Annotated in this window: 21 protein-coding genes; 9 read left to right on the top strand and 12 right to left on the bottom strand. The window is 49.8% G+C overall.

Going from position 1 to position 25,665, the window contains the following annotated elements:
• Positions 1 to 324 precede the first annotated feature (324 nt).
• The gene (locus tag NTV65_03565) at positions 325 to 1,290 is read left to right on the top strand and encodes a hypothetical protein (GenBank protein MCX6114282.1); all 966 of its coding nucleotides are present in this window, start codon (positions 325 to 327) and stop codon (positions 1,288 to 1,290) included.
• On the opposite strand, the gene NTV65_03560 is transcribed toward NTV65_03565, so the two are convergent.
• Both NTV65_03560 and NTV65_03555 read right to left on the bottom strand, forming a co-directional pair.
• Positions 1,279 to 2,235 (bottom strand): aldolase/citrate lyase family protein, encoded by a 957-nt coding sequence (locus NTV65_03560; protein MCX6114281.1) that lies wholly within the window; start codon positions 2,233 to 2,235, stop codon positions 1,279 to 1,281. The two genes, NTV65_03565 and NTV65_03560, sit on opposite strands and share 12 nt — an antisense overlap.
• Before the next feature lie 61 nt (positions 2,236 to 2,296).
• Positions 2,297 to 3,097, bottom strand: a complete 801-nt coding sequence (locus tag NTV65_03555; GenBank protein MCX6114280.1) for a hypothetical protein — start codon at positions 3,095 to 3,097, stop codon at positions 2,297 to 2,299.
• A 135-nt stretch (positions 3,098 to 3,232) separates the two neighbouring features.
• Here NTV65_03555 and NTV65_03550 point away from each other — a divergent pair, with 135 nt between their 5' ends.
• Positions 3,233 to 3,715 (top strand): peroxiredoxin, encoded by a 483-nt coding sequence (locus tag NTV65_03550; protein ID MCX6114279.1) that lies wholly within the window; start codon positions 3,233 to 3,235, stop codon positions 3,713 to 3,715.
• Positions 3,716 to 3,725: 10 nt separating this feature from the next.
• Here NTV65_03550 and NTV65_03545 read toward each other — a convergent pair whose 3' ends face one another.
• Entirely contained in the window at positions 3,726 to 4,406 is a 681-nt protein-coding gene (locus NTV65_03545) for a hypothetical protein (protein ID MCX6114278.1), read from the bottom strand.
• A gap of 21 nt (positions 4,407 to 4,427) precedes the next feature.
• On the opposite strand from NTV65_03545, the gene NTV65_03540 reads away from it, so the two are divergent.
• Entirely contained in the window at positions 4,428 to 5,324 is an 897-nt protein-coding gene (locus tag NTV65_03540) for a FlgO family outer membrane protein (GenBank protein ID MCX6114277.1), read from the top strand.
• Positions 5,325 to 5,350: 26 nt separating this feature from the next.
• Here NTV65_03540 and NTV65_03535 read toward each other — a convergent pair whose 3' ends face one another.
• Positions 5,351 to 5,650: a hypothetical protein gene (locus NTV65_03535; GenBank protein ID MCX6114276.1), complete on the bottom strand. Its 300-nt coding sequence runs from the start codon at positions 5,648 to 5,650 to the stop codon at positions 5,351 to 5,353.
• A 227-nt stretch (positions 5,651 to 5,877) separates the two neighbouring features.
• Between NTV65_03535 and NTV65_03530 the strand changes: the two genes are divergently transcribed.
• From NTV65_03530 to NTV65_03520, 3 genes are read left to right on the top strand one after another with little or no spacing between them, the layout of a single operon-like run.
• Positions 5,878 to 6,558: a hypothetical protein gene (locus tag NTV65_03530; GenBank protein ID MCX6114275.1), complete on the top strand. Its 681-nt coding sequence runs from the start codon at positions 5,878 to 5,880 to the stop codon at positions 6,556 to 6,558.
• Positions 6,559 to 6,578: 20 nt separating this feature from the next.
• Positions 6,579 to 7,346, top strand: a complete 768-nt coding sequence (locus NTV65_03525; protein MCX6114274.1) for a hypothetical protein — start codon at positions 6,579 to 6,581, stop codon at positions 7,344 to 7,346.
• Positions 7,343 to 8,119: a hypothetical protein gene (locus tag NTV65_03520; protein ID MCX6114273.1), complete on the top strand. Its 777-nt coding sequence runs from the start codon at positions 7,343 to 7,345 to the stop codon at positions 8,117 to 8,119. Before NTV65_03525 ends, NTV65_03520 begins: the two co-directional genes overlap by 4 nt.
• A 7-nt stretch (positions 8,120 to 8,126) precedes the next feature.
• Here the strand turns inward: NTV65_03520 and NTV65_03515 are convergent, their stop codons facing one another.
• The 3 genes from NTV65_03515 to NTV65_03505 all read right to left on the bottom strand — a co-directional run bounded on the left by NTV65_03515 (position 8,127) and on the right by NTV65_03505 (position 15,332).
• Positions 8,127 to 12,974 carry a hypothetical protein gene (locus NTV65_03515; GenBank protein ID MCX6114272.1) on the bottom strand — a complete coding sequence of 1,616 codons (4,848 nt, stop codon included), beginning with the start codon at positions 12,972 to 12,974 and terminating at the stop codon, positions 8,127 to 8,129.
• A 121-nt stretch (positions 12,975 to 13,095) separates the two neighbouring features.
• Entirely contained in the window at positions 13,096 to 14,406 is a 1,311-nt protein-coding gene (locus NTV65_03510; protein MCX6114271.1) for an ATP-binding protein, read from the bottom strand.
• Positions 14,406 to 15,332: an HDOD domain-containing protein gene (locus tag NTV65_03505; GenBank protein MCX6114270.1), complete on the bottom strand. Its 927-nt coding sequence runs from the start codon at positions 15,330 to 15,332 to the stop codon at positions 14,406 to 14,408. The genes NTV65_03510 and NTV65_03505 overlap by 1 nt, the downstream gene beginning before the upstream one ends.
• A 197-nt stretch (positions 15,333 to 15,529) precedes the next feature.
• On the opposite strand from NTV65_03505, the gene lpxC reads away from it, so the two are divergent.
• The gene (gene lpxC, locus NTV65_03500; GenBank protein MCX6114269.1) at positions 15,530 to 16,894 is read left to right on the top strand and encodes a UDP-3-O-acyl-N-acetylglucosamine deacetylase; all 1,365 of its coding nucleotides are present in this window, start codon (positions 15,530 to 15,532) and stop codon (positions 16,892 to 16,894) included.
• Here the strand turns inward: lpxC and NTV65_03495 are convergent.
• Positions 16,884 to 17,570 carry an FHA domain-containing protein gene (locus tag NTV65_03495; GenBank protein MCX6114268.1) on the bottom strand — a complete coding sequence of 229 codons (687 nt, stop codon included), beginning with the start codon at positions 17,568 to 17,570 and terminating at the stop codon, positions 16,884 to 16,886. The two genes, lpxC and NTV65_03495, sit on opposite strands and share 11 nt — an antisense overlap.
• Positions 17,571 to 17,655: 85 nt before the next feature.
• The gene (locus NTV65_03490) at positions 17,656 to 17,991 is read right to left on the bottom strand and encodes a hypothetical protein (protein ID MCX6114267.1); all 336 of its coding nucleotides are present in this window, start codon (positions 17,989 to 17,991) and stop codon (positions 17,656 to 17,658) included.
• A gap of 400 nt (positions 17,992 to 18,391) precedes the next feature.
• On the opposite strand from NTV65_03490, the gene NTV65_03485 reads away from it, so the two are divergent.
• Both NTV65_03485 and NTV65_03480 read left to right on the top strand, forming a co-directional pair.
• Positions 18,392 to 19,570 (top strand): cardiolipin synthase B, encoded by a 1,179-nt coding sequence (locus tag NTV65_03485; protein MCX6114266.1) that lies wholly within the window; start codon positions 18,392 to 18,394, stop codon positions 19,568 to 19,570.
• A gap of 6 nt (positions 19,571 to 19,576) precedes the next feature.
• Complete coding sequence (locus NTV65_03480) at positions 19,577 to 20,347, top strand: endonuclease/exonuclease/phosphatase family protein (protein MCX6114265.1); 771 nt, start codon at positions 19,577 to 19,579, stop codon at positions 20,345 to 20,347.
• 9 nt (positions 20,348 to 20,356) lie between these two features.
• Here NTV65_03480 and NTV65_03475 read toward each other — a convergent pair whose 3' ends face one another.
• The 3 genes from NTV65_03475 to purL all read right to left on the bottom strand — a co-directional run bounded on the left by NTV65_03475 (position 20,357) and on the right by purL (position 25,128).
• A complete protein-coding gene (locus NTV65_03475) occupies positions 20,357 to 21,169 on the bottom strand; it encodes a hypothetical protein (protein MCX6114264.1) in 813 nt (270 codons plus the stop codon).
• 247 nt (positions 21,170 to 21,416) lie between these two features.
• Positions 21,417 to 22,850: an amidophosphoribosyltransferase gene (gene purF / locus NTV65_03470; protein ID MCX6114263.1), complete on the bottom strand. Its 1,434-nt coding sequence runs from the start codon at positions 22,848 to 22,850 to the stop codon at positions 21,417 to 21,419.
• A gap of 1 nt (position 22,851) precedes the next feature.
• Positions 22,852 to 25,128, bottom strand: coding sequence for a phosphoribosylformylglycinamidine synthase subunit PurL (gene purL, locus NTV65_03465; protein ID MCX6114262.1), 2,277 nt, complete (start codon positions 25,126 to 25,128; stop codon positions 22,852 to 22,854).
• Positions 25,129 to 25,665 lie beyond the last annotated feature (537 nt).

Genomic DNA, 25,665 nt, shown 5'->3' with positions numbered 1-25,665 from the left:
ACTAGTCAGCATATTCCAGCAATATTCGCATACGGTAATGAGCAAATCGGGGGTGAAAACATTAACTGGTCACAAAATCTGCCGTCCCCGATCAGGGGACGACCAATCGAATTACCTATGAAACTTCGCCGTAATCTCAATAGCTTGAATCGCGACATTAAACTACGGTGACCAGTTACCCCCTTTTTAGCTTGGGCACAAACACGTATTCTGGCAAAAGCTAGCTACGTTGCCGAGAGGTTACCAAGTATGGGGGGAAACGCCAAGCTGCGCGTTTTGGTCCATATATCTTAGTCTATTGCACAATTTTTGGAGTTGTAACTTATGATCGCTATACCCTGCTATGAGTTCGACTGGGTTAGAACGGCTGAGGAGCTGGGGCAGGCCGTAGAGAGCCTTGGCAGTGAAGCGGTACTTTCAGTTGATACCGAAACTAGCGGTTGGCAGACCGGTAACGAGCAGTTGTGCCTTATTCAGATCGGTATTCCCTCAACCAGAAGGGTGCTGCTAGTTGATGTTCTTGGTACCGGAGCTCCGAAGGCGCTAGAGGCCGTTCTTGCAGCACCCACTCCGCTTATTATAGCGCATAACGCCCCGTTCGAGGAGCGCCAGTTCGCTCGCTATGATATGAAGATTAAGGGTATTCGGGATACCTTAGTCATGTCACGCGCATTGCGGCCCGATCTTCCAAATCACACCCTGCGTACCTGTTGTCGATTACTACTTGGGCTCGAACTGAGCAAAGAGGAGCAGGTAAGTGATTGGGCCATGCGGCCCTTGACCGATACTCAGATTGCGTACGCACGGCTCGATGCTGAAGTTGCACTTTCCCTCTATGACTATCTAAATGCAATTGAGGTACGCGCCTCTCAGGAGCTTGATCTCGATGTGCCGGAGTTAATCAGAGAGCTCTCAAGGGTTTCTCAGAATCGTTACGATATTACTGCATCGATCGCACATGAGTTCGCCTTTTTACAGGCGCGTGAAAATAAGCTGCGCGAGGCTATCCGGCAGAGGTTAGTTGATGGCGCCCCTGCTTACGATGGTCAATACGGGAGGTGTTCACTGACGAAGGTTAAGCGCACCGAGATTAATCCAGGACTGGTTAGGGAACGCTTTCCGGAGTTCGCGCCTGAGGTGATTCAGGAGTACGTTGAGCGCAAACGTTTTGAGCTCGTTGCAAAGGAGCACGGGCTTCCGAAGAACGCGATTGAGCTGGTACTTGATACCGTTGGTTTTAATGAGCGTCTCTCACTCTCTCTTAAGGACGAGGTCGGATTACTTGAGTAGGGGCTCACCGCTACGTTGCAGCACGCCCCAGTAGTAGCGAAAGGAGGCTCGATCGTGCAGTTTGCCATCAATCTGGATCGGTCCCCAGTTTGCGGCTGATGCTGCTGTGATGATCTCTCTGGCATGTTCTAGCTCTTGATGTGATGGAGTCATGCCACGAATAATCGGGTCTATCTGCTCCGGGTGGATGCTCCACATGCGCAGGAATCCAAACTCATGGCGCGCGCGGTAGGCATCTGCATAAGCCTGTTCCGGGTCCCGTACATCAACCGTCACGTTATGATTAGCGACCTTATTGGCACCGAGCGCAGCCAATACGATCTGTGATTTGATGGAGCTGATAAGCTTGTGATCGAACTGTCCAGGGCTGCGCATACATTCAGCAGGAACGGCACCACCGAGCTGTGAGATAAAATCCATCAGCCCAAGATCCAGCGATTCAACCTGCGGGAGCGCCGCAAGGTGTGGAAGCACTGCGAGCGCCTCAGGTGTTTCAATCAGTAGATGTAGGGGGATGGTGCGTGAGAGGCCCGCATTTTTCATATAATGCTCAATCAGACCAGCTATCCACAGTACCTCACGAACCGAGCGCACCTTGGGGATGGTGATGTATGAGATGCGCGCCCCAGCGCCGCTAATAAGCAGCTCAATGTCACGCGTAACCTCAGATGAATTGGGGGCATGAATCCTCACGCCAACCTGTCCAAAGGCGTTCTCAGATGAGTGCAGCATAGTTACAAAGAGCTTACGCAGGAGATCCTCCTGCCCGATCGGAGCACCGTCCTCAAGATCAAGTGTTACGTCAACTAGCGAACTACCCTGCGAGGAGAGATAGCGCCCCTGCAGGCCAAAAGCCTTGAGGGCAAATTTTTCGTTCCCGGCGATATGCTCGCATGGGGCGATATTAGGCAACGAGTGTATGATCTCTAATGGGGGCGTGTGCATACCCATGACATAGGGTAAAGCAGGGAAGAAAGGAAGGTGCTTTTTTATGAGCTGCCTAGTATTACGACTTCTCTGAGCGCTGTAGTTCCTCGATGCGGGCAATAGCGCTTTCGGGAGAGATCGCAAAGGGGCCCTCAAGCTGGTTAATAATCTCCTCTGTCATAGAATTTTTGATTCCATTTCGGGCGTCGATAGCGTGAATCTTATCGCGTGTTACTGCGACCTTTAGATCGTGCTCATGATCGGCTTTTCTCTCGGTTATAGCTCGCTCCTCTGTACGGGCACGCCTAGCTTCTGTGGCTGCTAGTTCCAGGGCAGTTTGCAAAGATGCAGGGGCGCTATTCTTGGGAGTAGCGAGATCGAATATCGTATGGGTACCGTGCAGTGAGCTGCTATCTTTTTTATGCAGCTGTATTAGGGAGGTCTGCTCTGGGATCTGAGCGCTGTGGCCAGAGTTAAAGGTGAGAACTGAGCTACGTGGTTTAAACAGCGCGATGACCGATGATACGATCTCGCTAGCCCCTTTGTATGTAAAGATGGCGATTTCAGAGATGAAGTTAAATATATTTAGGTATCCGCTCGGCAGAGGGGTAGACTTTACCGCTATATCAGGAGAGGGCTCCTGGCCGGCTGTGAAAAATAGGGTGAGCTGCTCTAGGGTAGTTCTTGGTTTATGAATAGACTCACTAGCGCCGTTACGGAAAGCCCGTTGGGCGGCGACACGATCGCCTTGCGGAACGGAGCCTACTAGTGGAGTTAACTCAGGTGCTATAACGCCAGGGCCGTTAGCTGTAGCTGATGATTTGGTCTTTAAGGACCGCTCCGATCTTGGTACTAGGATTACAGTTTCTTCTTTGTTCATAATTATACCTACCCAGTTACTTACTCTAATAGGGCACTTACTCTAATATGGCGCAAATGGTAGGAAAGGTGACATATCTATGGAGCATGCTGGTCGTTTCAGTATTATTTAGTCGATATATGTAGGGGATTGTTTATGATTAAACTACTAGAGGGAGCACAGGCTCCAGACTTCGCCCTTAGCGACAAGGAGGGCGCGACGCATCAATTAAGCTCAGGGGCGGCTAAATATACCGTACTCTATTTTTATCCGAAGGATGATACCCCTGGTTGTACTATTGAAGCGCAGGAGTTTAATGCAGCACTCCCCGAGTTTCATGCGCGCAACGTGCGTGTTATCGGCATATCTGGAGGAACGGAAAAAACAAAGGGGAAGTTTTGTTCGAAATATAAACTTAGTTTGTTGTTACTCTCCGACACTGACTTTAGCGTCGCCAATTCGTATAATGCATACGGTGACAAGAAGTTTATGGGGCGAAGCTATCAAGGGATATTTCGAAAGACATTTCTGATCGACAAGCAGGGCATGATCGTGCGTATCTTTAACGAGGTTAAGCCCGCAGGGCATGCGCTGCAGCTATTGGCTTCTATCGATGCGCTTGAAGAGAGTGAAAAGTAGGCCCATTTGCCTAGCCCTCATCTATCTCCGGATCAGTCAACATATCATGCACTATACATGATGCCACCGAATCCTTCATCTGTCGGGTGTTATAGATATCTGGACGACGATCGGTCAGTCCCGCTGTGGAGCTGATTTCTAGCATGTCAGGCTGATTATTTCTGATCGTAGAGGTTCCGTACCAGAGCGTTACGCCAGAAGATACCTCGAGCAACTTAGTATGAACGACCCATGTATCAAGGCGGTCCGCTTGCTCTAGGTAGCCGATCATAATCAGGTCAAACCCGGCATCCCGCGCAAAGGCAAGTGAGCCGAAGTTCCCTGCAAAGAACTCCTCTTTGCACCCTGGCCAATCCTCCCTCGCCAACATCTGTACGATCGGGAATGTGTCACTTGCTAGTAGCTCACGTTGCACGGCCCATGCTACTTGAGTTCCAAGGCCGGGGCGCGCATCATCACGGGTGGCAAGATTTGCCGGGCTAATAAAGGGAAGTACCCCTAGCCGAACAGGGCTCTGAACGTTAACCCGCTGATGTATTGAGGCTTCTAGATCCATTCGTACCCAAGCACGAGTATTGCACGACTCACCAAGGTGGTCCCCTAGGAACGCACAGCTAGAGAGTGTGCTTGTCAGCATTACGGTTGTTAGCGTCAACATGATGACACGTTTTAGGGGGCGGTTTGGGTTCATCGAGTTCCTGATAAAAGCTATATGCATAAGGTTACTATGGTTACTACTCCGGTTACTACTCCGGTTGCTCCGATTACAAGCAGCTCACAACAGGGCATAACTGGGCGATTATTTCAGATGCTTCAGAGCGTCCAAATAGTATGCCACTCTGCAGCGCTCTGGGGAACGGTCTTCGTGCTTATGGTATCGGGGTGTAGCGCCCGCTACGACGATATGCCGGCCTACTGGCCTATTCCAACCGATGAATACGTCAATTACGGGCCCGGTCGATTCAAGACCACCCTACTTGCTGACCAGATCGAGCACTTTTATCGTGGGGCGAGCACGGGGCCGATCGGCGTGACCACCTTCGTTAATATCGATGATCTCTACTCTTCCTCGACCTTTGGTCGCATGGTTGGAGAGCAACTTATGAGCGAGTTAGCGATGAAGGGCTTCGATGTGATTGAACTTAGACACTCCGATGCGCTGCAGTTCCTCGATTCATCCGGGGAGTTCGCCTTATCACGGGACGTAAGGGCCGTAAGATCTCAGAGAACCTTGGCAGCCATCGTTGTTGGCACTTATACTGTCTCTCCAGAGAGGGTCTATCTGAACGCTAGATTAGTAGAGCCATCGACTTCTCTGGTGCTCTCTGCTGGTTCAGTCGAGATGTCAAAGACCAAGGAGCTAGCCAAGCTGCTACGCGGCGGATCTAGCATGGGATCTCTTGAGCGTATCCCCGTAAAACAGGTTGGCTACACATCTCAGCCCGCCAGCGCCTTTGATCCGATTCGTCAACGCTGGGCCCTTGAGGAGTCCGACTGGAGCGCTCCAGCGGCTCAGTCAGGACTGGAAGCCGCACTTCCTAAGATTAAAGTAGAGCCTGCGGTAGTTAATAACAAGCCGAAGGTATCTGCAGATAGTCCTGTAGAGTGATAGCAGCACCACACTAAGCGCATAAACTACGGGGGCGTGCTACTAAGCGGGTTTTCAGTGAGCTTAAAGGGCTGCTGCTTAGGTCTTATATTTATCTTCATGCCCTTGCGTAGTTTTTTATCCCTTATTTGTTGCTGCCGTGCGCGACACGACGCATCGATCAACGGATCTCCCGAATTGCAACTTTCACTCTGCAAGATATCTTGAAAAATAATGATCGGTCCTCCGACCACAAGGATCAGGCCGACGGTAGCAACGAGGATCATTACACAATTTCTTTGAAGAAAGGGTAATAACCTCTTCTCTGTTTGGGCTTGTGTGCTCATTAATTAACTCTTAGAAATACTCTGCTCTAGGAGTGTAAGACGGCATAGAGCGCAAAGCTCTTAAGGGTTAGTATCTCATATAGCCGGAATCCCCCTTGGATCAGGAAACTTTGTGGTGTAAAATAGGGGTTTTTCTGGTAGGGTTTCCTTACTTGAGCTTACCCATTATGTTATATACTAACCAGCTGAACTTCCCCAGCATTTAGGCTTTCAAGAGGCTAGCTCTTATGAGCATTACCGAGGTCACCAGCCACTTTTGGGTTGCAAGGCCACCTTTCTTTTCTTCAACCCTATTGCTGGCGTGTGATGAAGGTGAGGGACGTGTTACTACGACCCTGACCCTGTTCGATGTCGATGGTGTGCAGGTTAACGAGGTTGAGGTTGAGTTCCCTGCTGGAGAGGTCGGCATAGTCGAGTTAGAGCCCTTTAGCGCTGCACTTAAAATGCAGGGGGGAGTAGCGCATGGACACCTCGCGGTATCTTCGCCAGTTGGTACGCGTCACCTCTGTCGACAGTCGATCGGTGGCAGCATCGCAATGATGCAGGACCCTATTATGATTAAGGGTCGAGAGAGCTCCTTTATCCCCCTTATTATCGGGGCACAACGGGAGCACCAGGTTGTGCTTGTAAATGCTTCGCCTGAGGCTGCGCAGGTTTTAGTGCGCCTCTTTTATGCAAATCGCGCTCCAGAATGGACCGTAAATATCCCTGCAAATGCAAGCAAGCTAATCTCCCTAGAGCAGGAGCTCTTAAACACCTCTGAGGATACCTCGTGGGAGAAGGGTGCTTTGCAGGCCTATATGCGTGTTGCCGTACGGCAGCAAGCGACCGTATCGTGTCATATCGTTGAGCGTATTCCAGGCGAGAGCGCAGAGCAGGATGCCTTTCGTTGTCTAGCATCGTGGTAGGTGATGAGATGGAGCGAGTTGTGACAAGTTCAGTAAGAACCCTGGTATTCTGTATCTCGACGGCAGCAATTAAGACCCGTATTCACTTCTTTCCAACTGCTAGCACCGGGGGTGGGCACCACGCTGTATCCTGCCAGTTAACCCTATTCGGAAAGGGGGTTGAGACACGATCTATAGTGCTCGATGGCGGCCGAGTTAATCAACCTGATGGGCTGCGTCTTGAGGACGCCTTTCCAGCGCTACGCGGAGATCTATCTGGAGTTTTTGGCCTAGAGATTCAACTTGCATCTCCGCAGGGGAGGGTTAACCTGATGGGCTCCCAGAGCGCGGTAGAATTCGTCTCACCGCAGTTCTCGATGTTGTACGGCGGAGCGCCATTTGCTCCGATGAAGAGTGAGGATCAGGGTCTGGGGAGCACTTCAATTGCGGCTAGTTTGCAGGAGCCGCGTAAGCGAGCTCTTTCAGCCGTTGCGATGCAGGACTCATTTCTGACCTCATCGTTAGTTATTATCAATGCTGGAAAGGAGTCCCTGCGTCCTGAGATGATGCGTCGAGGTGGTGAGGCGGCCAAGCCCCTACACGTCGGAACTATTTCGCCTGAATCGGTTATTGAGATGCCGCTTGAGGAGGCGCTTTTTAAAGAGAGCGCCCCGCATGAGTGCTTATGGGGAGCCAGCTACGCCGAGAAAATATCTCTTTCTGAGTCTGCGCGCTCAGAGGATTCATCGTATTATCTGCTCTACCGCGATCCCGCAACTAAACGTCCCATATCTGTGTGTTCAATATGAAGCTAGCGCTCTTTACTCCGTATGGGCTCCTGTCGCGTGAATCCGGGTTGCTCTATTTAGTGGCTAATTTTCTGCAAAAAAACGGTGCGGATGTTGTACAGCTCCGCTGTGATGGCGCGCAGCCTGCATGTAGTCGTGATAAGCTTCATCCGGGTGGGCGAACCCCATTCTCATGCTCGGAGTGCATGTCAGAGCAGAGAGCCCTTACGCAGTGGGCTGGGGTAAAGACAAAGGAGCTCTCTTCGTTCATCGTAGCGGAGGATGTGCTCAAGAGCGCACAGTGGATCTCCTCAGTAAAGAGCGCAGATTTATTTAATGTTGAGTTTAGGGGCAATAATCTCTGGGGAGTCTGCAGTGCTGAGTTTCTAGCGCGCTGGGGGCTTGAGGCTGGCCAGGAGATGAGCGTCCAGCACGAGGATAATCTGCGCACTCTTTACATTACATACGTACAAACCTGTCTTGCAGCCGAGAGTTTTGTCAGCACATGGAGCCCGACCCTTAGTTTAGTTGCGAGTCCAAGCGATCAGGCAACTCAAGCCTACGTGACGCAGGCTAGAAAAGCTGGCTCAGAGGTTGCGTTGTTCTCCTATCAGTCCGTAGATGACTCTATTGTGGTAGGATCATTAAGCTCAGCAGAGAGCTACACTACAAAACTTATCCTTGATGGCATTACGTCGATGAGAAACGAGCCCCGCACATGGGCGCCTGAGGTAACAGCGGTCGTTCATGAACTGCTGACATTTATCGGCTATGAGCCCGACCGAGTGTTATAGTACGGCATTATGCGGTCCTTATAAATTGAATCCCATTATCAACGTCAGGCAGTAACTCCAAGAGATTCTTGGGCAACAGGCCTTTAATCATACTAGGGATCGGATCTCCACTGAGTATTTTTTTAATAAACTCCGATACCACCTGCTTTGAAAGCATGCTCGCAAAGGGATTGCCACTGGCATTAATCATGGGCATCGCAACCGAGGCTAGTTCATCTGCGTAGATTGTCTTTAAATTATCAGGCACCTCAGTTTTCATTGCACTAAAAACTAATTGAAGCAGCTCGGCACGCGAAAAAGGTTCGAGCGCCTTAAAGTAATCCCCTAGTGAGAGGATCGCCTTTTGTGCCTCGGTTACCATCTGAGATACATCATTCGAGGACCGCCTAAGCTCCCCTGTAGTTTTAACAAATGCCGAGGGCATATCCGAGAGGGTTTTGCAGGATAGAGCTGTTGTTACTAGCACCTTAGCAAGTTGGCGGTGGTCTTCGTCGGGCCAGGTATTGAGCGCCATCGCTTTAAAATCAAAGTGCCCGATCTTCTCTCCAATTGCGATCTGGCCACCGTGTCGATCGCAATCAAAGTTTCCGCGCAGAATGGCATTAAACTCGCGCGCCAGGATAACCTTAGCGATCCTTTTTACTTTATCCGTTTGCCCCTCGCGCGTAAGTAATGAGACGAAATGCTCACCCGGCATCTCAGTCATTGTAAAGTAATCCTCTCCGGAGCGAAGCACCTCCGCAGCATCCATTGGGATAACGACCCCATCGATTAGCGCCTTATACCCGCGGTAGTTGCTACCGCCGCGCTCGTATTGATACTGTGCGATAAAAAAGTTGGCTTCAATTGATGCGCGCTTCTGAGCATCATCTATGATTGGTCTTAGGGACTCAACTAGAGGATCGTCAGAGGGCATCTGCGCTAACATTCGCAGCATAGTATCGAAGCCATCGATAGCGCGCGCTTCGCAATGAGGCCTTCTAAGGCAGAGCACAACTTTCTTCTTCTTCTCGTCGGCAACCTCCAGAACGATATTCATAGAGCCGCACCCCCGTAGTGCCCCTATAGCGCCAAAGGAGACCTGATCGCGAGCCTCTATCATATCCAGGATTCGAAAGATCTGAGCCCGAGATGGGCTTTGAGTTTTGTATTTTAGATGCCTAGCGTTTTCGATCAGGTCCCGTCTAAAGTCATCAGGCAATCCTGGAGTATCCATCAACACCTGCACGAATTTAATCTCGGCAGGCCCCTGACTCTCTGCGAAGGATGCTAGGATCTTTCCAGCGCTTGCGGTCTTCTCGTTGCCCGGCTCGCCGGCCGTCAGTAGAGCCGCCATAGCTAGATGTTGTGAGTACTCAGGTAGGGCATTCACGTACCATTTGAGAAACTCTCGTGTCTTTGTGTAATGCGGCATGGTCTCAGGGAGAACCTTTTCCACAACGAAATCAAAGGAGCTATTCACAGAGCTGCGCATCTCAGTAGGCAGTAGCTCCTTTGCAACTAGGGCGCGCCCCTCTAACGGCATACGCCAGAACTCAGTATGCAATAATTTGATACTTGCAAGGGTCTCCAGCTTCTTGTCCTTTATAATATGATCGTCGTCTTTATCAGAATCCCACGATATATTTGCAAGTGCGGTATTTTCCAGTAAGTAGGTAAAGAGTGCGGCAAAAGTTAGTGTCTCTTGGTTCGTTCCCTTCCCGAGAATGTAGCTGAGTAAGTGCTCTCGAGCAGTCTCATCTTTACGAGCAACATGAAGTATAGATTCAGCAAGGGAGCCGCCCACGGGAAGACCCCTTGCCAGAGCTGAGTGTCCAGATAGGCAGATCTCTTCAATTAGGTATGAACATGCACGTTGAGTGTTAAGAGCGGTAGCAAGGTCGAAACCGATCTGATCAAGGTCAATACCTGGAATTTTGTTTACAAGGGGGGCTAGTAGTTGCTCTACTCGGGTACTAAATTCTGCTGAGTTGTCATCGCACCCTAATATTTTAGATGCGGCGGACACCCAGATATCAAGCACTTTATCTCGCAGTTCGACGTTACGTATGCGGTCGCCATTAAGAACAGTTTCTGCAATAGCGCGCACTTTATCAAAGTTTGATTTTTCCTTGCTACACCGTTTAATAACGTGAGAGAGAAACTCAGCCTCATAGGTGTGTTCAAGTAGGCCTATGGCGCGCAGGTCTCTCCATGCGCATGCTAGATCAAGCGTTGCATATTCGGGAGCCTTAAAGGAGAGGGCTGAGATAGAATGAGCAAGCTCTTCAGAACGAAGAAATCCAGAGTCACCACCGATAAAAGGAGCAAGGAGGGTAGTTATCTTTGCAGTTAAGATTAGGTCAGTCTTAGATTTGCCCCCTGCTTGTATTAGGTGTGATATATCCTGGGTGCATAGACTTATTATTCCTGAGTGCGTAACAATACCCACTATCCCGGTCGAGTACGCCATGTAGTTTTCAAGGGGATTCTTTTCGAGCCACGCTGCTAGTGCCGGCATAGTGGGGGTCTTTGGGTATTCGAAACGCTCTTCCAGGATCGAGCGAAGCGCAGGGGGAACAAATCGGCGATCGTCGCTGCCAGAGCCGCTCATTGTTTTCCAGAGGTTCTTTGCTGAAAGATCCGGTGCGATTTCGCGTACAAATAGATTAAGGGCAGAGCAGTTGCCACTACTATGCTGATTCCGCCCATCTGTTTCGGTCTTATGATAGAGCTCAAATATTCTTGGGGGGAGATGCTCTATAATGGTTTGGTACAAAGGTGCGTTAGATGCTTTAAGCCCAGTTAGTTGTTGTAGAAAATCTAGACTTGATTCCTCAAGCACTAGTGATGAACCCTTTTTTGCCAGCTTCAAGGCAACCCTTGTGATAATTACAAACTCGGCATGTTCCAGTAGTACCCCGATCACGGTAGGGTTAAGGGGTACCTGGGGCGCTTTCATAATGTCATGTAGGATCTTACTGGCTGATACCCCCTTAAATTCCAGAATAGAATGCAGCTCATTTATTGATAGTTGAGACGATTTAAGTGTTCCCTCAGATTGAGTAGGGCTAGTGGTGATATGTGCCAGTTTAGTTACGATAGCATAAAGCTCTTCGGAGCTAACCGAGCTGGTGACAGTAAGAGCTGATTCCCTATTATAACGATCTGATAGCGCAGTGATTAGGCCACCCTTGGAGATGTCGCAGTCAACAAGACGATTACCATCCCGATCTGAGGGCCCCGTGCTTATGGCAGAGATCGAGGCTTTGCCGCGTAATGATATTAGCTGTGCAAGAGGGATTCCATCACCACTAGACAGGGGTCCAAGTGAGGCACCTCTTATGCGAGGGTCTGGAGAGAGCCCCATAATAACACCAGCATAAGCGACCGTGCTGTACAGTGAGGAGTTATCTACAAGAAAATCCCAGGGCGCAGCCTTAGGCTTATCTCGTTGAATAATAAGCTCTAGGCTTGGTAGTTTAAAGTTTGGCCAGGCAACGTCGCGCAGAAACGAGATTCCCCACTTCGTTTGAGCCCAAGGCTCTGAGTTGTAGAGGGTTACGAGCTTGGAGCACTGCATTCTTAATTCGGATTGATCCTGCTCATCATTTGCGGTAACTATCGCCCGCATGGTGGTAGCTATCTCTCGAAGAGAGGCGCCAAGGGGATAGATCTTTTGAGAGGCCCCCGCAGCATCAGATAGCACCTTATATAGAAGGCCAACGCCTTTCTCTGGGCTTGTAGCATTATCCTGTGAGGAGTCATATGATTTTGTAAAATCATGGAGGCACTCAACCCATCGATCAATCGCCCCTCTGTCTGCTTTGCGGTCCAGGGTAATACCAAGGCGTTGGATCTCTTTGGCGATATCCTTAATACGAATTGGAATAGTGTGGTCTAGAGAGCGCACGGTTTCAAAGAGTAGATCTAGCTTCTGATGGGGGGACATGGCGGTATAGTCGGGATTTTGTGCAAGTAGCTGATCAAGAAAGCTCGTATGATTACCACTTCTAAGTATCTCTATAACTTCGCGCTGTAGAGGCACCTCTGTTTTCTGCGCCTGAGCTACGCCCCCCATAGAGATGCTGAGCGCTGTTAGCACGCCTTCATAGAGAGATTGCCTGGATGGGCCGACTAGATGAGCATCGATAATACTATGCCACTCTATAGGGTTGGTTCGTTTTCCACGGAGCCGCTCATCAAAGGTGAGCTGTGCCCTAGGATCCTGCCCCATATAGTGCAGTAGCTTCATCGGAATACCGTCGCAGGCCGCCTCCTCAGCTTTTGAATTAGAGCTGTGATTAAATCTCTGATGCAGCTTGGCGTGGGTTGTCTCGTGTCCGATAACTAGGAGTAGATCCTGTTCGCTAAGAACAGGGGGGAGTTGCGAGGGTTTGCTTGAGGCAAATAGCCCCGCTGTAAGAACGATCAGGGGGGGATTACTTGTTTTTACATACCAGGCGTTCGGCTCTGTGAGGTTTGAGAGGACGTAGCGAACAGGATTAGCATCAAAATCGTGCTTAAAGAGGTCGCTGTGTTGTTCGAGATCCTTATTTCTTCCGGCTACTACCTCTTTATCGGTGTATAGTTGTCGGGCAAATCCCTCTACAAGCTGCTGAAAGCGCATCCCCTCTGGGCTCGCCGGATCCACTAGGCGCCAGGACTCAGATAACTCCGGTGGAATAAGGCCACTCTGGATCGCATCCAAAACTGGCATCTTACTTTCTATTAGGGGGGGTGAGGGCTTAGGTGGAGTGGTGTTTAGGGTGAGCTGCTCCTGCTCTAACGAGGTGGTGTGTGTGTTGGGGGAATGGTGAGCGGTCGCAGGGAACTTATCACCTTTGTTTACTACTGCAACAGCTTCAATACTCATAGAGGTGTAAGAGTCAGGATTATATAGTTATGTATGATAACTAGTTAGTTATGACTAGAATCTCTATATATGTAACACTCTAGCCCTAGATAAGGACTAATTGGCTGTTATGAAAGGGGGTTTATGTACCGCTTTCAGGGGCGCGTCGCAACTCAAGGGTAAAGGCGGTGCCACAACCCTCTGCGCTCTCAACGTCGATAGAGCCGCCTAATTTTCCGACCAATCGATGCACGCAGGCTAGGCCAACGCCGCTGCCATCAATTGCACTCTCTCCAGCACGATTGAACGGTTTAAATACGAGATCTAAGTTCTTTGGCGAGATGCCACGCCCGTTATCCCGCACGCTGACGGAGGCGCGGCGGCGAGAGCTCGCTTTTTCCGGTGCTATTGAGATAATTAGTGGGCGATCCGGTATCCGATATTTAATGGCGTTACCGATTAGGTTACTAAAAACCTGATAGAGCTGGGTTCTGTTTCCGAGTACGTAGGGCAACTCCGCTAGCGTTGTAACCTTTGCAGAGTTCTGATCAAGTTGCTGTTTGTACTCCTCCACGACCTCTGAGACAATTTCGCCCAGCCTAATAGGTTCAAGCGAACGTTCCGTTGCAGACACGCGTGCCAACTCCAGCACGCCACTAACCAACTGCTCAAGGCGTGCTGCGGCCTTGGCCATATAGTTCGTTGCATCACTGAGTACAGAGGCACCATTGATAACGGGGGACCCCTGCAGAATTCCAATCAGGCCTTTGATGGTACAGATCGGATTTTTCAGATCGTGCGAGAGCATATAGGTAAATTCATTTAGATCGCGGTTCTGCTCCTCAATCTGGATCTGATTAAGAACGTTTGCAGTTACATCTAGGGTAATAGAGAGAGCGATATAACCGTTAAGCGAGTTATCAAAGATCGGGACAGTGCGGGTCTCTAGCCAGAGCGTCATACCTGATTTATGGTAAAAGCGGTACCGATACTGGAATGGCTCACCGGTGCCTACTATCGCCAGCGACCTCTCGACGAGCTCTCTATCCTCCTCATGCACCTGCGAGCGAAAAAACTCTGCGCGGTTCTTATAGATCTCAGAGAGCGCAAAGCCTGTTAACACCTCAGTAAAGGGGCTGCCCCATAAAACGGTGCCATCTGCCTGGTGTAGAAGTACGGCCGCCGCAACGTTCTCCGTTAAGATCTTGTAGCGGGTCTGATGATCAAGCTCAGACTGTTTAAGCTCCTTTGATAGAGCCGCTATCCGTTTAATCTTGTCGCCAAGCAGGGGAATAAAGCAAAGTAGCCGATAGCTCCACGATATCTGATTCGCCGTCAGCGACTGATCTAGAAGCTTCGTTGCGCAGTGTACTCCAAGCCAGCAGAGGGTGGCAGCGCATAGCAAAACCGCTGCAAGGCAACCCATAGAAAGCGTCAGCGCAGATTCAATCATCAGCGCCCCCACGATTCATAGAGTTCGAACTCTGAGTTAAATAATAGCTCTGCTTCACGTAGGAGGCTCTGTTGGTTGCTGCTATGGATTCCGAGCGACTCAAAGCATTCAGCTAGCAGCGGCTCGTATATTCTACGTAGTGGATAGGCATCGCGTTCTGCGCCAAGCCCAAGTACGTGCGAGATAACGCTGCTGGCCTTTACGATGCCTATTAGGGATTTTGCGGGGATGTTTTGCCACGGCTCGTGGTGATTTCTGATAATATCAATAAGCTCAGCTGAGAAGTTCCAGCGCTCTCCGATCGCGTGACCAACATGGGTATGATTAAATGGATACTCGGCCGATTCGGAGCTAATCGAATCGAGGTCAGAGGAGAGCCCCTTGCGGTAGAGACGCTCATAGATATCAGTGTGTTTCTGAAGCAGGAGGAGCTTGCCGACATCATGCATTAACCCTCCGAGAAAGGCCTGGTCAGTTTGAGAGGGTAGGAGCAACTTAGATAGTAGTCGAGCAGTTAGCGCTGAGGCGATATTATGGGCCCAGAATTGGGCACGCAGGGGGTGCTTAACCGGAAAGAGTCCTGCCAGCGCCGTAGCGTTAAGGAGCCCTTTAAGTTCAGAGGTGCCGATGACCTTAACGGCGTCTAAGATAGTTTTACTTCCGCCCCCACGATCATAGAAGACCGAATTGGCGATCTTAAGAACCCTAGCCGCGAGTCCCTCGTCAGCCTCAAGTACCTCGATATAGTCCAGCGCCTCGGCGTTGGGGTTAGTTGCCAGCTGAAAGGCCTGGTAGGCGGCTTTGGGCATCGAGGGGATGGCGTTGTTCCCGAGAGAGGCCAGGATGCTTTGTCGCAGAGCGTCCGGTAGCGGCACGAGCCCCTTGACCGATTCCCCCTTCGTTGATCCAAAAAGCTTTGAAAGCATCTGCGCCCCTTCTCTGTGGGGGTAGATCCCCCCACCTTAAGATGAGTTGCTTTAGGCGCTTGGTGCTGCGCTTATAGGCAATGACTAAATCATATGTGGTTCTATGGTGTTAGGTAAGATTCGTAATACTTCCCGATAGTTGTGTTAGAAGAGCGAGGCAGGTATTATGTAGCACCTAATATAGAAGGCAATTCGAGATGCATAACCTAGATAATTCAGATGAATTCCAGGAGACCAGCGACACCAATCAGTTGGTGCTAGTGGTTGATGATGAGGCCAGCATTCGCCGCTCCCTTGAGGGGGTGCTAAAGGACGAGGGTTTCCCGGTGGTATTGGCAGAGGACGGTGAGTCAGCTATTCGCCTTCTGATGACGACCCGTCCGGCGTTGGTCCTGCTCGATATCTGGATGCCCGGAATGGATGGGCTTGAGACCCTGCGAAAGATTAAGGAGCTTCATCCAGATCTCCCCGTTGTAATGGTGAGTGGTCACGCTACGATCTCAACCGCTATAGCGGCGACCAGGCTCGGTGCTATGGATTTCCTTGAGAAGCCCCTTGATCTCTCAGGTACCATTCAGCTTGTCCGACGTGTCCTTGCAAAGAAGGATCCTCAGACCGATCGCCAAGATGCGCAGTGGGAGGCTATAGAATCAGCATCGGTTGGGCCGCTTCGGGAGTCGGTAACTATTAATCCAGTTGTATTTGCAAGACAGACGTTGCGCGGCAGAGCTTTTCCGCAAAAGACCCTAGCGCACGCCGCAATACTTTACGGACAGGGGCTTCATTCTGGACGCAAGAGCGGATTAATACTTGAGCCCCTTCCGCCTAATTCAGGGATTCACTTCGTTGGGGTGTCGGAGACAACTGTAGTTCCAGCGCACGTTGATTTCGTTGAATCTACCGGCTTTGCAACAACCGTCAGGTTGGGACAGACGCAGGCGGGAACGATTGAGCACCTTATGTCGGCGCTGTGTGCGTACGGCATATCGAATATGCTGATTAAGTGTAACGGTGAAGTTCCCGTTATGGATGGCTCTGCGCGTGAGTTCTGCCGCCTCTTTGATGAGGTTGGACTGGTTGAACAGGATGGTGAGTGGTACGAGATCGATATCAAAAAGCCGCTTGAGGTTGGGGATGATAAGGAGTCGATTCGGATTGAGCCTGCTGATGAGTTCAGCGTGGACTATACTCTGCGATATCCGGAGCCAGTTGGAGAGCAACACTTTATCTTTACACTCTCCGATCCGGCTTCATATCGGGATCAGATCGCAGCGTGCCGTACCTTTAGTTTTGTGAAGGACGTTGGACATCTGCAACGGCAAGGACTCGCTCTAGGAGGTCGTTTTGATAACTTCCTCTTAATAGGAGCTGAGGGTGCCATTAACGATGAGTGGCGCTTTCCGAACGAGCCAGTACGACATAAGATCCTCGATGCTATTGGGGATCTCTTTCTGCTTGGACGTAGATTACGCGGAAAGGTCACTGCGCGCATGACTGGACACTCTGACAATATCGCATTGCTCAAGAAGGTGCGCGACGAGTTGCAGCGCGCTACGCAGTAGGGGTTCCTTCATTAAAGATCTCGTGGAGCGTAGCTGGAGTTAAAAAAGTAAATTCAAAGCGCCCAAGCCTTACAATATCGCCGTCTTTGAGTAACTGCGGCTTGTTATTTATCCTTTTACCGTTAAGGTGGGTGCCGTTAGTTGATTGTAGGTCAGCGATTGAGAAGCCCACCCTTGAGGAGCTTATGCAGGCGTGTTGATCTGATATAGCGAAATCAACCATCACGAGGTCGTTGCCCGAGGCGCGTCCTATAAAGAATTGCCCCAGCTCTGTGTGGCTAGAGGTTGGCCCCCGTTTAATCGGGTAGATAGCATGTTCTAGCGTTGTGCCCTCAGCCAGCTCCGAGACCTGATCCGCTCGGAACAGTTGGGTTAGTATGGTAGTTGGTAGCAGCTTTCCCGGCCTGCTACGTGGATCCTCATCGGTTTTTCTGGGGGATAAGGTTCCCTCTTTGATAGAGGAGCCGACCAACACAGGAAATGTAACTATAGTGATAAAGGTTACCGCGTCGCACGACCTAGCTATGCTAAACAGGCTAGTGGATTGAATCCTTCCAGAGTGTGAGATGCTGAGCTCTGGCAGGTGTTTTGTCTTGAATGATGGAGCCTTCGCGATAACGCCATGCGAATTCTGACCAATAGCGGACTTAATAATATTTCTAAACTTATTCCACATGATGTTGTCTAAGCATAACGTTATTTACTTCTAACGTTACTCTGACATGCTTAGCAACAGGACTATTTCATAACTAGACGCAGCACTAACAGAAATTAGCTGTCTCCGCATCCGTTGGGGAGTCGTCTGTTGTTGAGAGGGCCTCAAGGATAGCCTTTGCATCATCACGGATCATCGCCGATAAGCCGTTGATTAACGTTACATGACGGTTTACATCGTCCCAATTCTTTTTTGCTATCGATTCACATAGAGCAACTGCAAGTGAGCGTTGCTTAGCTAAGATGGTATCGTATGACTCAAGGCGGCGTACGACACCTTCCGGTATCGACTCACGAGACTTTAGGGTGTTGCGGGCCTTAGTAATTGCGCCCTCCAACTCTGTAAAGGATTCAAAGAGCCTTTCGATAATATTTGATTCCATCTGCGTATCTCCCGTATCTTTAAATTCTGTTCTCTAAGTTACTTCCGCTCTGATTGATGAATTGGAGCACTATTTCAGCGACTAACTCAGCTATTCATAACGTTCACTAGTGTTATTACAAGGTCCTCCTAATCTGTTGCATTATTATCCTAAGAAGATCTCGCGTTCCTGCGGTTGATCCTAACCAAGGTTCTCTAGCTCAACCAGAGCTATTTGAGCTCTCCTTAGGCGCTTTTGAGTGGAGATAATGCAAGGGTGCTGCCATACTATAACTAGCTGACTTAAATCATGTTTTTAAATGCATAGTAAGTTCGTAGCAGCTCTGTAGAGCTAACTCCTGTATAATCATATGGTTAAGGGGTGGAGTGTTGATGGACAACTGTACAGTGAAGAGACACCCATGCGAATAAGAAGAGCGCGGCGCGCCACACCTCGTCGGATTCAGGCACAATGGGACATCTCTCGTGTCTATCATAAGGGGGAGAGGTTTTTTGCTGCCCTTGAGGATGCGATCGATAAGGCACATAAAAGTATCGACCTTGAAAGTTATACCTTTGCAACGGATCGGCTTGGAGAGCGTATTTTGAGCGCATTAACGCGTGCCGTTAGACGTGGTGTTCGGGTGCGGGTGCTAGTTGATGGCATCGGTTCAAGCACCTGGACACGGACACTTCGAACACGAGCAGCAGAGGCCAAGATCTTATTCAAGGTCTATCACGAGCTGCCATGGGAGAGATGGTGGTATAGTAAACGAGCTGGCTCTACCTGGGGCAAGCTATTTAACCTATTGAGACTGATTAACAGCCGCAATCACCGTAAGGTATGCATTATCGACTCTCAGCAAGCGTTCGTAGGGAGCATGAATATTATCGATAATCATGTGACATCCGTATCTGGCGCTAAATCTTGGCGCGATACTGGTGTATTTATTGAGGGGGCAGATGTTAAGGCTCTTGTTGATACCTTTGAAGGGGTATGGCTTGGTTCATTTCGGCGCCTAAAGTTAAAGCTGCGCCTTAAGGGGCGTAGGGCGCAATCAAGCGAGTTAATTAGGTTAAATACGCGCCGTAGGCAGCGCCAGGATAACTACCTCGATCTGTTAGTCAGGATAGTTGGTTCTCGCACTAAGGTCTGGATAACGAATGCCTATTTTATTCCGGATGGATCTTTGTTGCGCGCATTATCTGTTGCTGCACAGGGGGGTACGGATGTTCGGATACTTGTACCACATTTCTCTGATATCGTGTTTATTCCCTGGGTGGCAGCGGCCTTTCATTTGGGATTACTGCGAGCGGGGGTGCGTATTTTTGAGTATACTGGAGCTGTACTGCATGCCAAGACAATGCTGGTTGACGAGTGGGGACTCGTGGGATCGAGCAACTTAAATCACCGCAGCTTGCTGCACGATCTGGAGGCCGATGTTGTGTTGCCGCAAGAGCGAGATAGGGTAGACCTAGAGCGGCAGTTTCTGATCGATCTTAAGTCTGCGAGTGAGGTGACGATCGATAACTGGCAGCAACGTCCATGGATTGAACGGTGCATTGGAAGAATATTGCTGGCTTTTCGTTATATGTTGTAAGGCGATATGACGGATAGAGTTGTCGTAAAAGTTTTTTCTTACAACATCCATAAAGGATTCGATCTAGGTAATCGAGCCTTTGTACTGCCCTCAATCCGTCAAGCGATCGCTAATCTCAAACCTGATATCGTCTTTCTTCAAGAGGCTCTCGGGCAGCACGATAAATACGCGAGCCGCTTTGAGGAGTGGCCGGATCTACCGCAACCGGAATTTATCGCCGAGGGTATCTGGCCCTACGTGGCGTATGGAAAGAACGCAATCTATTCACACGGACACCACGGCAACGCAATTCTAAGCAAGTATCCGATCGTGCGTTTTGAGAATATCGATGTTTCAACGAACGCCTTTGAATCACGTGGAATATTACACGCAGTTTTGGATGTGCCTGGCGTAGCAATGCCGGTGCACTGTATTTGTGTGCACCTTAATATGTTGCGTAAGGGACGCGATATGCAGCTTAAGCAGCTATGTCGACGAGTGATCCGGAGTGTGTCGCAAGCCGATCCAATAATAGTTGCCGGGGACTTTAATGATTGGCAGGAGAGCGCCTCGAAGTTGCTCTTTGATGATGTAGGCCTACAGGAGGTATTCCTTCAGCTTCACGGGAAACATGCCCAAACCTTTCCAACCCAATTCCCGCTACTCCGTCTTGATCGGGTATATGCGCGTGGTCTTGAAACGGTTGGAGGGGAGATCCTCTCTGGGTCCCCTTGGGGGAACCTCTCAGATCATGCTCCTCTGTATGTGCAGATGATTATTTCAGATATCCCTGTTTAATTAAGGGTACTAAACAACCTTCCAGAGTGTATCAGGGGGATATTTTTTTGGTGATAGACTAACTGGCGAGCCTTTGATAAATGCTGCTGCGCCCTTTAGAGCGTCATCGTTGTAAAGGTTGCCGATAACAGAACCATTCAGGATTACATCGACTTTGCCAGTTCGGCGCCAAGAGAGCTCAAGTGACTCCCAAGTCTTATCAGCTCGTTGACGATGTATTATCGTGCGTTCGCTACTAGGCTGCTCAATTTTAATATGGGTGTCTTTTTTAGAGACTTTGGTCTCTATAGCTGACCGCAGAGAGCTGTAAGACATGGAGCTCTTATCGGATGGTATTGCTAGACGCTTTAAAATTTCAGGAGTTTTAGCAGTTATTTTAAAAATCTTACCAGCGTGTTCGTTTCGAATCTTATTTTCAATTTCTTTTAGGCTGTCTTCATGGATAGTTTTTAGCTTCAGGACCTTTTCTGAGATTTTCTCCTGAATGCTTTCTCTATTTTTAGTGTCTATAGAGTTTACGAGTCCAAAGCCTGAAGAGATCCAAGTAAGTGCACGTCCAAGCATGCCAGACGCTGGCCTCGTACTTAGTGGTGGCAACTTTTTGTGGAGTTTGCAGAGCGAGACCTCAATCTGACTCTCTTTTTTATAAACTTCGCTAAGGTGCTTGTCTATATTTCTAAAGCCCTGAATTTCTCCTTTCGAAAACGTAGCTTGAGAAGGGGGTAGCGGGAAAGCTAGTACGTCGCTGTCAGTAGGAACAGGATTAGACCGCCTTGGCTGGCGGTTAGTTCTAGAGGTAAGTATAGGTGCTGTTACGCTCATAACTATGACTAATTAATAATAAGTTAGTATTAATTAAGTAATTCTAATGCAATTCTTACACTATTACAGTGTATCGGAGTCTTAATCAAATAGTTTCTTAGTAACAGAATATGTGGGTCTTAGACCACATTAAGCATAATATAGGAGCTAATGAAGACATATTATAAGATAAAGCAAAGCTTTTAATGCTATTTATAGATCTTTATGGCGGACTTTTTTTGGGGTGGGAGGGGGCTAAGTAGCACTTTTACTTGATATCAAAGAGGGTCGGCTGCCTCTTAGGCGAGATCGTAACAGGGGTTCCGGCGGGGTAATTACCGCTAAAACAGGCATCACAGAACTTACCAGGGGTTGAATCCACTGCGCGGTAGAGCCCCTCCATGGAGAGGTAGGAGAGGGAATCAACGCCGATATACTGTGCGATCTCCTCAACTGACTTATGAGAAGCGATTAGCTCGTCTTTGTCCGGAGTGTCGATGCCGTAGTAGCAGGGATTAGTTGTTGGAGGTGAGGAAATACGCAGATGGATCTCACGCGCGCCGGCCAGACGTAGCATCGCTACAAGTTTTTTACTCGTAGTGCCGCGCACTATCGAGTCATCAACTACAATGATGGACCTGCCTTTCAGCACAGCAGCGTTAGCGTTCAACTTAATCTTTACACCGAAGTCCCTGATGTTCTGCTTTGGCTCGATAAAGGTACGCCCTACATAGTGATTCCGTATTAGCCCCATCTCAAATGGGACCTTGGAAGCCTCGGCGTATCCGATCGCAGCGGCTACACCGGAATCAGGAACCGCCGTTACCAGGTCTGCCGCAATATGGCTCTCCTTTGCTAGCTCTGCTCCCATGTTTTTGCGGAGCTGGTAGACGTTCTTACCAAATACGTTCGAATCTGGACGGGCGAAATATACGAACTCAAAGATGCAGGGAGCTTCACGCGCAAATCCAAATGGAAAGTAGCTCTTCGTTGTGCCGTCGCGAAATACTTCAAGTAGCTCCCCTGGCGCAATATCACGAATATAGGTAGCACCGATAAGATCAAATGCGCAGGTCTCTGAAGCAAACACCGTAGCGCCGTTTAGCTTTCCCATCGCAAGGGGGCGCAAGCCATGCCTGTCGCGCACTACCATTAGGCGGTCTTCAAAGAGTAGTAGGAGTGAGAAGGCCCCCATGATGCGCTGAACCGTGCTTATTACCGCTTCAACTCGGGGTTGGCTTTTATCCCCGCGTGCAAGGAGGTGCAGGATCGTCTCGGTATCTGAGGTCGTGGCAAATATGGAGCCCTGATCGATTAGGTTACGCCGAAGCTCATCTGCGTTAATAAGATTCCCGTTATGAGCAACCGCTGTATAACCTAGTGCGATATCAGCAACGAAGGGCTGAACGTTAGCTAGCTTGTTGCCACCAGCCGTTGTGTATCGGACATGCCCGATAGCAGTGCTTCCAGGGAGCCGACTAAAATCAAAATTACCGAATACATCCGCCACCAGGCCCAAGCCCTTATGTACTGAGAATTTTGGCTCATCGGCGCTGTTTCTTTCAATAGAGACGACTCCTGCGCCCTCCTGGCCACGGTGCTGCTGTGCGTATAGCCCCAGGTAAGTTAAATTCGCAGCCTCCGGGTGATTCCACACCGCCATAAGGCCACACTCATCATGAAATTTATCAGAAACGTTCATCTTATGCCTCAAAGAGTTGATCTAGCCCATTAAACCAGCACTTAAACGCAGTATCTTTAGGGATCTGAGCGACCCCCTCAATATTTATTAGCGAGCCCCCAACAACCCCCTCACCTGAGATAGTAAGCCCCGCTGCTGCTATAACGCTACGTACAGTGGCAGCGTCCTTTGGTGAGACGCTTACAAGAAAGCGCGCACCACTCTCTGCAAAGAGCGTAACGTCTGGGCGTTGGTTTTTTTGAAAGAGCTCTAACGAAACACCAAGGGGTGCTTCGTAATCCTTAAAGCAACTCTCAGCAAGGGCTAAAGCTAGCCCACCCTGAGAGATGTCGTGGCACGAAACTAAAAGCTCCTGTGCAATCAACTTACGGACGCAGTTACAGGTGCGCTGCTCAAGGGCGTAATCCAGGGCGGGTAGGGCACCTTTCTCTATCTTATGTATCTGAGCTAGGTAGGCGCTGCCCCCGAGATCGTTCTCTGAGGTCGTGCCTATCAGAAATACAACGTCCAGGGGGGCGTTAAACTGAGCGGGGCGCGCCCTGCTCACATCATCAAGAAGTCCAACCACAGCCAGTAAAGGTGTGGGCTGAATGCCCTGGTCGTGAGTTTGCCCCTGACTACGAGTTTGATTGTAAAGACTCACGTTACCACTTACGACCGGGATATCGAAGGCCCGCGCAGCCTCTCCAAGACCTGCGATGCTGTGTGCTATCTGCCACATCGTTTCTGGATTCTCAGGGCTCGGCATATTTAAACAATCCGAGATGCCGATCGGAGTGGCACCGGTTGCCGCGATATTTCGACACCCCTCCGCCAGCGAGAGCGCCGTACCACGCTGAGCATCGATAGCGCAGTAGCGCGAGTTGCAATCAAGTGAGATCGCGATTCCTTTTTCACGACCACTCGAGGACTTAAGACGAACTACCCCGGCATCGCTCCCCGGATGAACAACGGTGTCACCCCTAACCGTTGAGTCGTATTGATTATAGACGGCGTGACGTGAGCACAGGTTCGGATCTTCTAATAACGTTAGCCATGTGTGCGCGAGATCTTGTGGAAGCGGTAGAGAGGCAAGCTCGATCTGCGCAGTAAGCGATTTATCTGATGGCTCTATGCTAGGCCAGTTATACTCAGGCACCGCACTGGTAAGAAGATGCGCCGGTATGGATGAGACAAGCTCTGCATGCCAGTACAGCTCAACGTTACCCTCCGTAATAACCTCACCGATGGCAACGGCATCAAGCTCCCAGCGGTTGAATATTTCGATTAAGGTCGACTCGTACCCAGCCTCAACGATAAAGAGCATCCGCTCCTGAGACTCGGACAACATAATCTCGTACGGGTTCATCCCGCTCTCGCGCTGCGGTACTCGGTCTAGATGCATCCTGACACCGTTACCGCCGCGATCGGCCATCTCAAAGGAGGAGCTCGTAAGTCCAGCTGCACCCATGTCCTGAACACCGACAACGCGACCGCTCTTAAAAGCCTCAAGGCAGGCCTCAAGCAACAGCTTCTCCTGAAATGGATCGCCAACCTGAACGGTTGGGCGCTTAGCCTCGGAATCATCACCGAAAGCTTCAGAGGACATGCTCGCACCATGTATACCATCGCGCCCGGTCTTTGATCCGACGTAAAGCACGACGTTGCCAACACCAGCGGCCTTACCGAGAAATACCTCATCCTGCTTTACCGTTCCGAGCGCAAATGCGTTAACGAGGCAGTTGCCGTTAAAGGATGGGTGAAAGGAGAGCTCGCCACCTACGGTTGGAATACCCATGCAGTTGCCGTAAAATCCGATACCGTTTACAGCACGACGCAGTAAGTAGCGACTCTTAGCGAGAGCGGGGTCGCCGAAGCGCAATGAATTTAAGAGCGCTATCGGACGCGCCCCCATCGTAAAAATATCACGCAGAATTCCACCCACGCCGGTTGCGGCACCCTGAAACGGCTCGATAAACGAAGGGTGGTTATGACTCTCAACTTTAAAGACAACGGCCTCATTATCACCGATGTCGACTACACATGCATTTTCGCCGGGGCCTACTATAACCCGTGCTCCCTTTGTTGGCAGTGTGCGGAGATGAACCTTGGTACTCTTGTATGAACAGTGTTCTGAAAAAAGAGCCGAGCAGATACCGAGCTCCACTATATTGATGGCACGTCCTAGCGCCTTGGTAACCGCTTCAAATTCGTTTTGTCTTAGGCCGTGCTGCGTGGCATCAGCAGCCGTCGCAACGCGCTTCCACGTGGGGATATCACTCAACGGGATACTACTCATAGTCGGACTCCTAAAAACACGGAAAGTGGTAACTGGTCACCGTAGTTTAATGTCGCGATTCAAGCTACTGAAATTACGGCGAAGTTTCATAGATAATTCGATTGGTCGTCCCCTGATCAGGGACGGCAGATTTTGTGACCAGTTAATGTTATCACCCCCGATTTGCTCCGCAAATCGACCCCTGAGGGGCTATTGAGTGTCATTACCGTATGCGAATATTTCTGTAATATGCTGACTAGTTACAGAAAGTGTATACTTCTAAACGCTTGCACTCAATGCAGAGGCACCAAGATTATAGATACGGCATCTCGATAACAATGGAACGGCGTCACTAAATTGGCGACTATAGGGGCAAGTTTTATGCGAAGTTAGACAGTTCGCCAGATTAGGCAGATTACTCAGGGTGGATTCCAACGGGTAAGTGCAGTGAAGGTGAGCTTACCCTCTTTCTGCGATTGAGTTTGATTATGGAGGAATTTAGCGACTTTTCCTAAAGATAAGCAGCTTTTCTACCGAAATAACCTACTAGGCCATCCA

The sequence above is a fragment of the Pseudomonadota bacterium genome (genome assembly GCA_026390555.1).
Taxonomy (GTDB): Bacteria; Bdellovibrionota_C; UBA2361; order UBA2361; family OMII01; genus OMII01.
The sequence above is the reverse complement of the archived record's forward strand: the minus strand, read 5'-3'. Positions and strand labels throughout refer to the sequence as shown.

Coding starts and splice junctions, on each gene's coding strand:
- NTV65_03565 (MCX6114282.1), top strand. CDS start 325: ATGATCGCTATACCCTGCTATGAGTTCGACTGGGTTAGAACGGCTGAG.
- NTV65_03560 (MCX6114281.1), bottom strand. CDS start 2,235: ATGCACACGCCCCCATTAGAGATCATACACTCGTTGCCTAATATCGCC.
- NTV65_03555 (MCX6114280.1), bottom strand. CDS start 3,097: ATGAACAAAGAAGAAACTGTAATCCTAGTACCAAGATCGGAGCGGTCC.
- NTV65_03550 (MCX6114279.1), top strand. CDS start 3,233: ATGATTAAACTACTAGAGGGAGCACAGGCTCCAGACTTCGCCCTTAGC.
- NTV65_03545 (MCX6114278.1), bottom strand. CDS start 4,406: ATGAACCCAAACCGCCCCCTAAAACGTGTCATCATGTTGACGCTAACA.
- NTV65_03540 (MCX6114277.1), top strand. CDS start 4,428: ATGCATAAGGTTACTATGGTTACTACTCCGGTTACTACTCCGGTTGCT.
- NTV65_03535 (MCX6114276.1), bottom strand. CDS start 5,650: ATGAGCACACAAGCCCAAACAGAGAAGAGGTTATTACCCTTTCTTCAA.
- NTV65_03530 (MCX6114275.1), top strand. CDS start 5,878: ATGAGCATTACCGAGGTCACCAGCCACTTTTGGGTTGCAAGGCCACCT.
- NTV65_03520 (MCX6114273.1), top strand. CDS start 7,343: ATGAAGCTAGCGCTCTTTACTCCGTATGGGCTCCTGTCGCGTGAATCC.
- NTV65_03515 (MCX6114272.1), bottom strand. CDS start 12,974: ATGAGTATTGAAGCTGTTGCAGTAGTAAACAAAGGTGATAAGTTCCCT.
- NTV65_03510 (MCX6114271.1), bottom strand. CDS start 14,406: ATGATTGAATCTGCGCTGACGCTTTCTATGGGTTGCCTTGCAGCGGTT.
- NTV65_03505 (MCX6114270.1), bottom strand. CDS start 15,332: ATGCTTTCAAAGCTTTTTGGATCAACGAAGGGGGAATCGGTCAAGGGG.
- lpxC (MCX6114269.1), top strand. CDS start 15,530: ATGCATAACCTAGATAATTCAGATGAATTCCAGGAGACCAGCGACACC.
- NTV65_03495 (MCX6114268.1), bottom strand. CDS start 17,570: ATGTGGAATAAGTTTAGAAATATTATTAAGTCCGCTATTGGTCAGAAT.
- NTV65_03490 (MCX6114267.1), bottom strand. CDS start 17,991: ATGGAATCAAATATTATCGAAAGGCTCTTTGAATCCTTTACAGAGTTG.
- NTV65_03485 (MCX6114266.1), top strand. CDS start 18,392: ATGCGAATAAGAAGAGCGCGGCGCGCCACACCTCGTCGGATTCAGGCA.
- NTV65_03480 (MCX6114265.1), top strand. CDS start 19,577: ATGACGGATAGAGTTGTCGTAAAAGTTTTTTCTTACAACATCCATAAA.
- NTV65_03475 (MCX6114264.1), bottom strand. CDS start 21,169: ATGAGCGTAACAGCACCTATACTTACCTCTAGAACTAACCGCCAGCCA.
- purF (MCX6114263.1), bottom strand. CDS start 22,850: ATGAACGTTTCTGATAAATTTCATGATGAGTGTGGCCTTATGGCGGTG.
- purL (MCX6114262.1), bottom strand. CDS start 25,128: ATGAGTAGTATCCCGTTGAGTGATATCCCCACGTGGAAGCGCGTTGCG.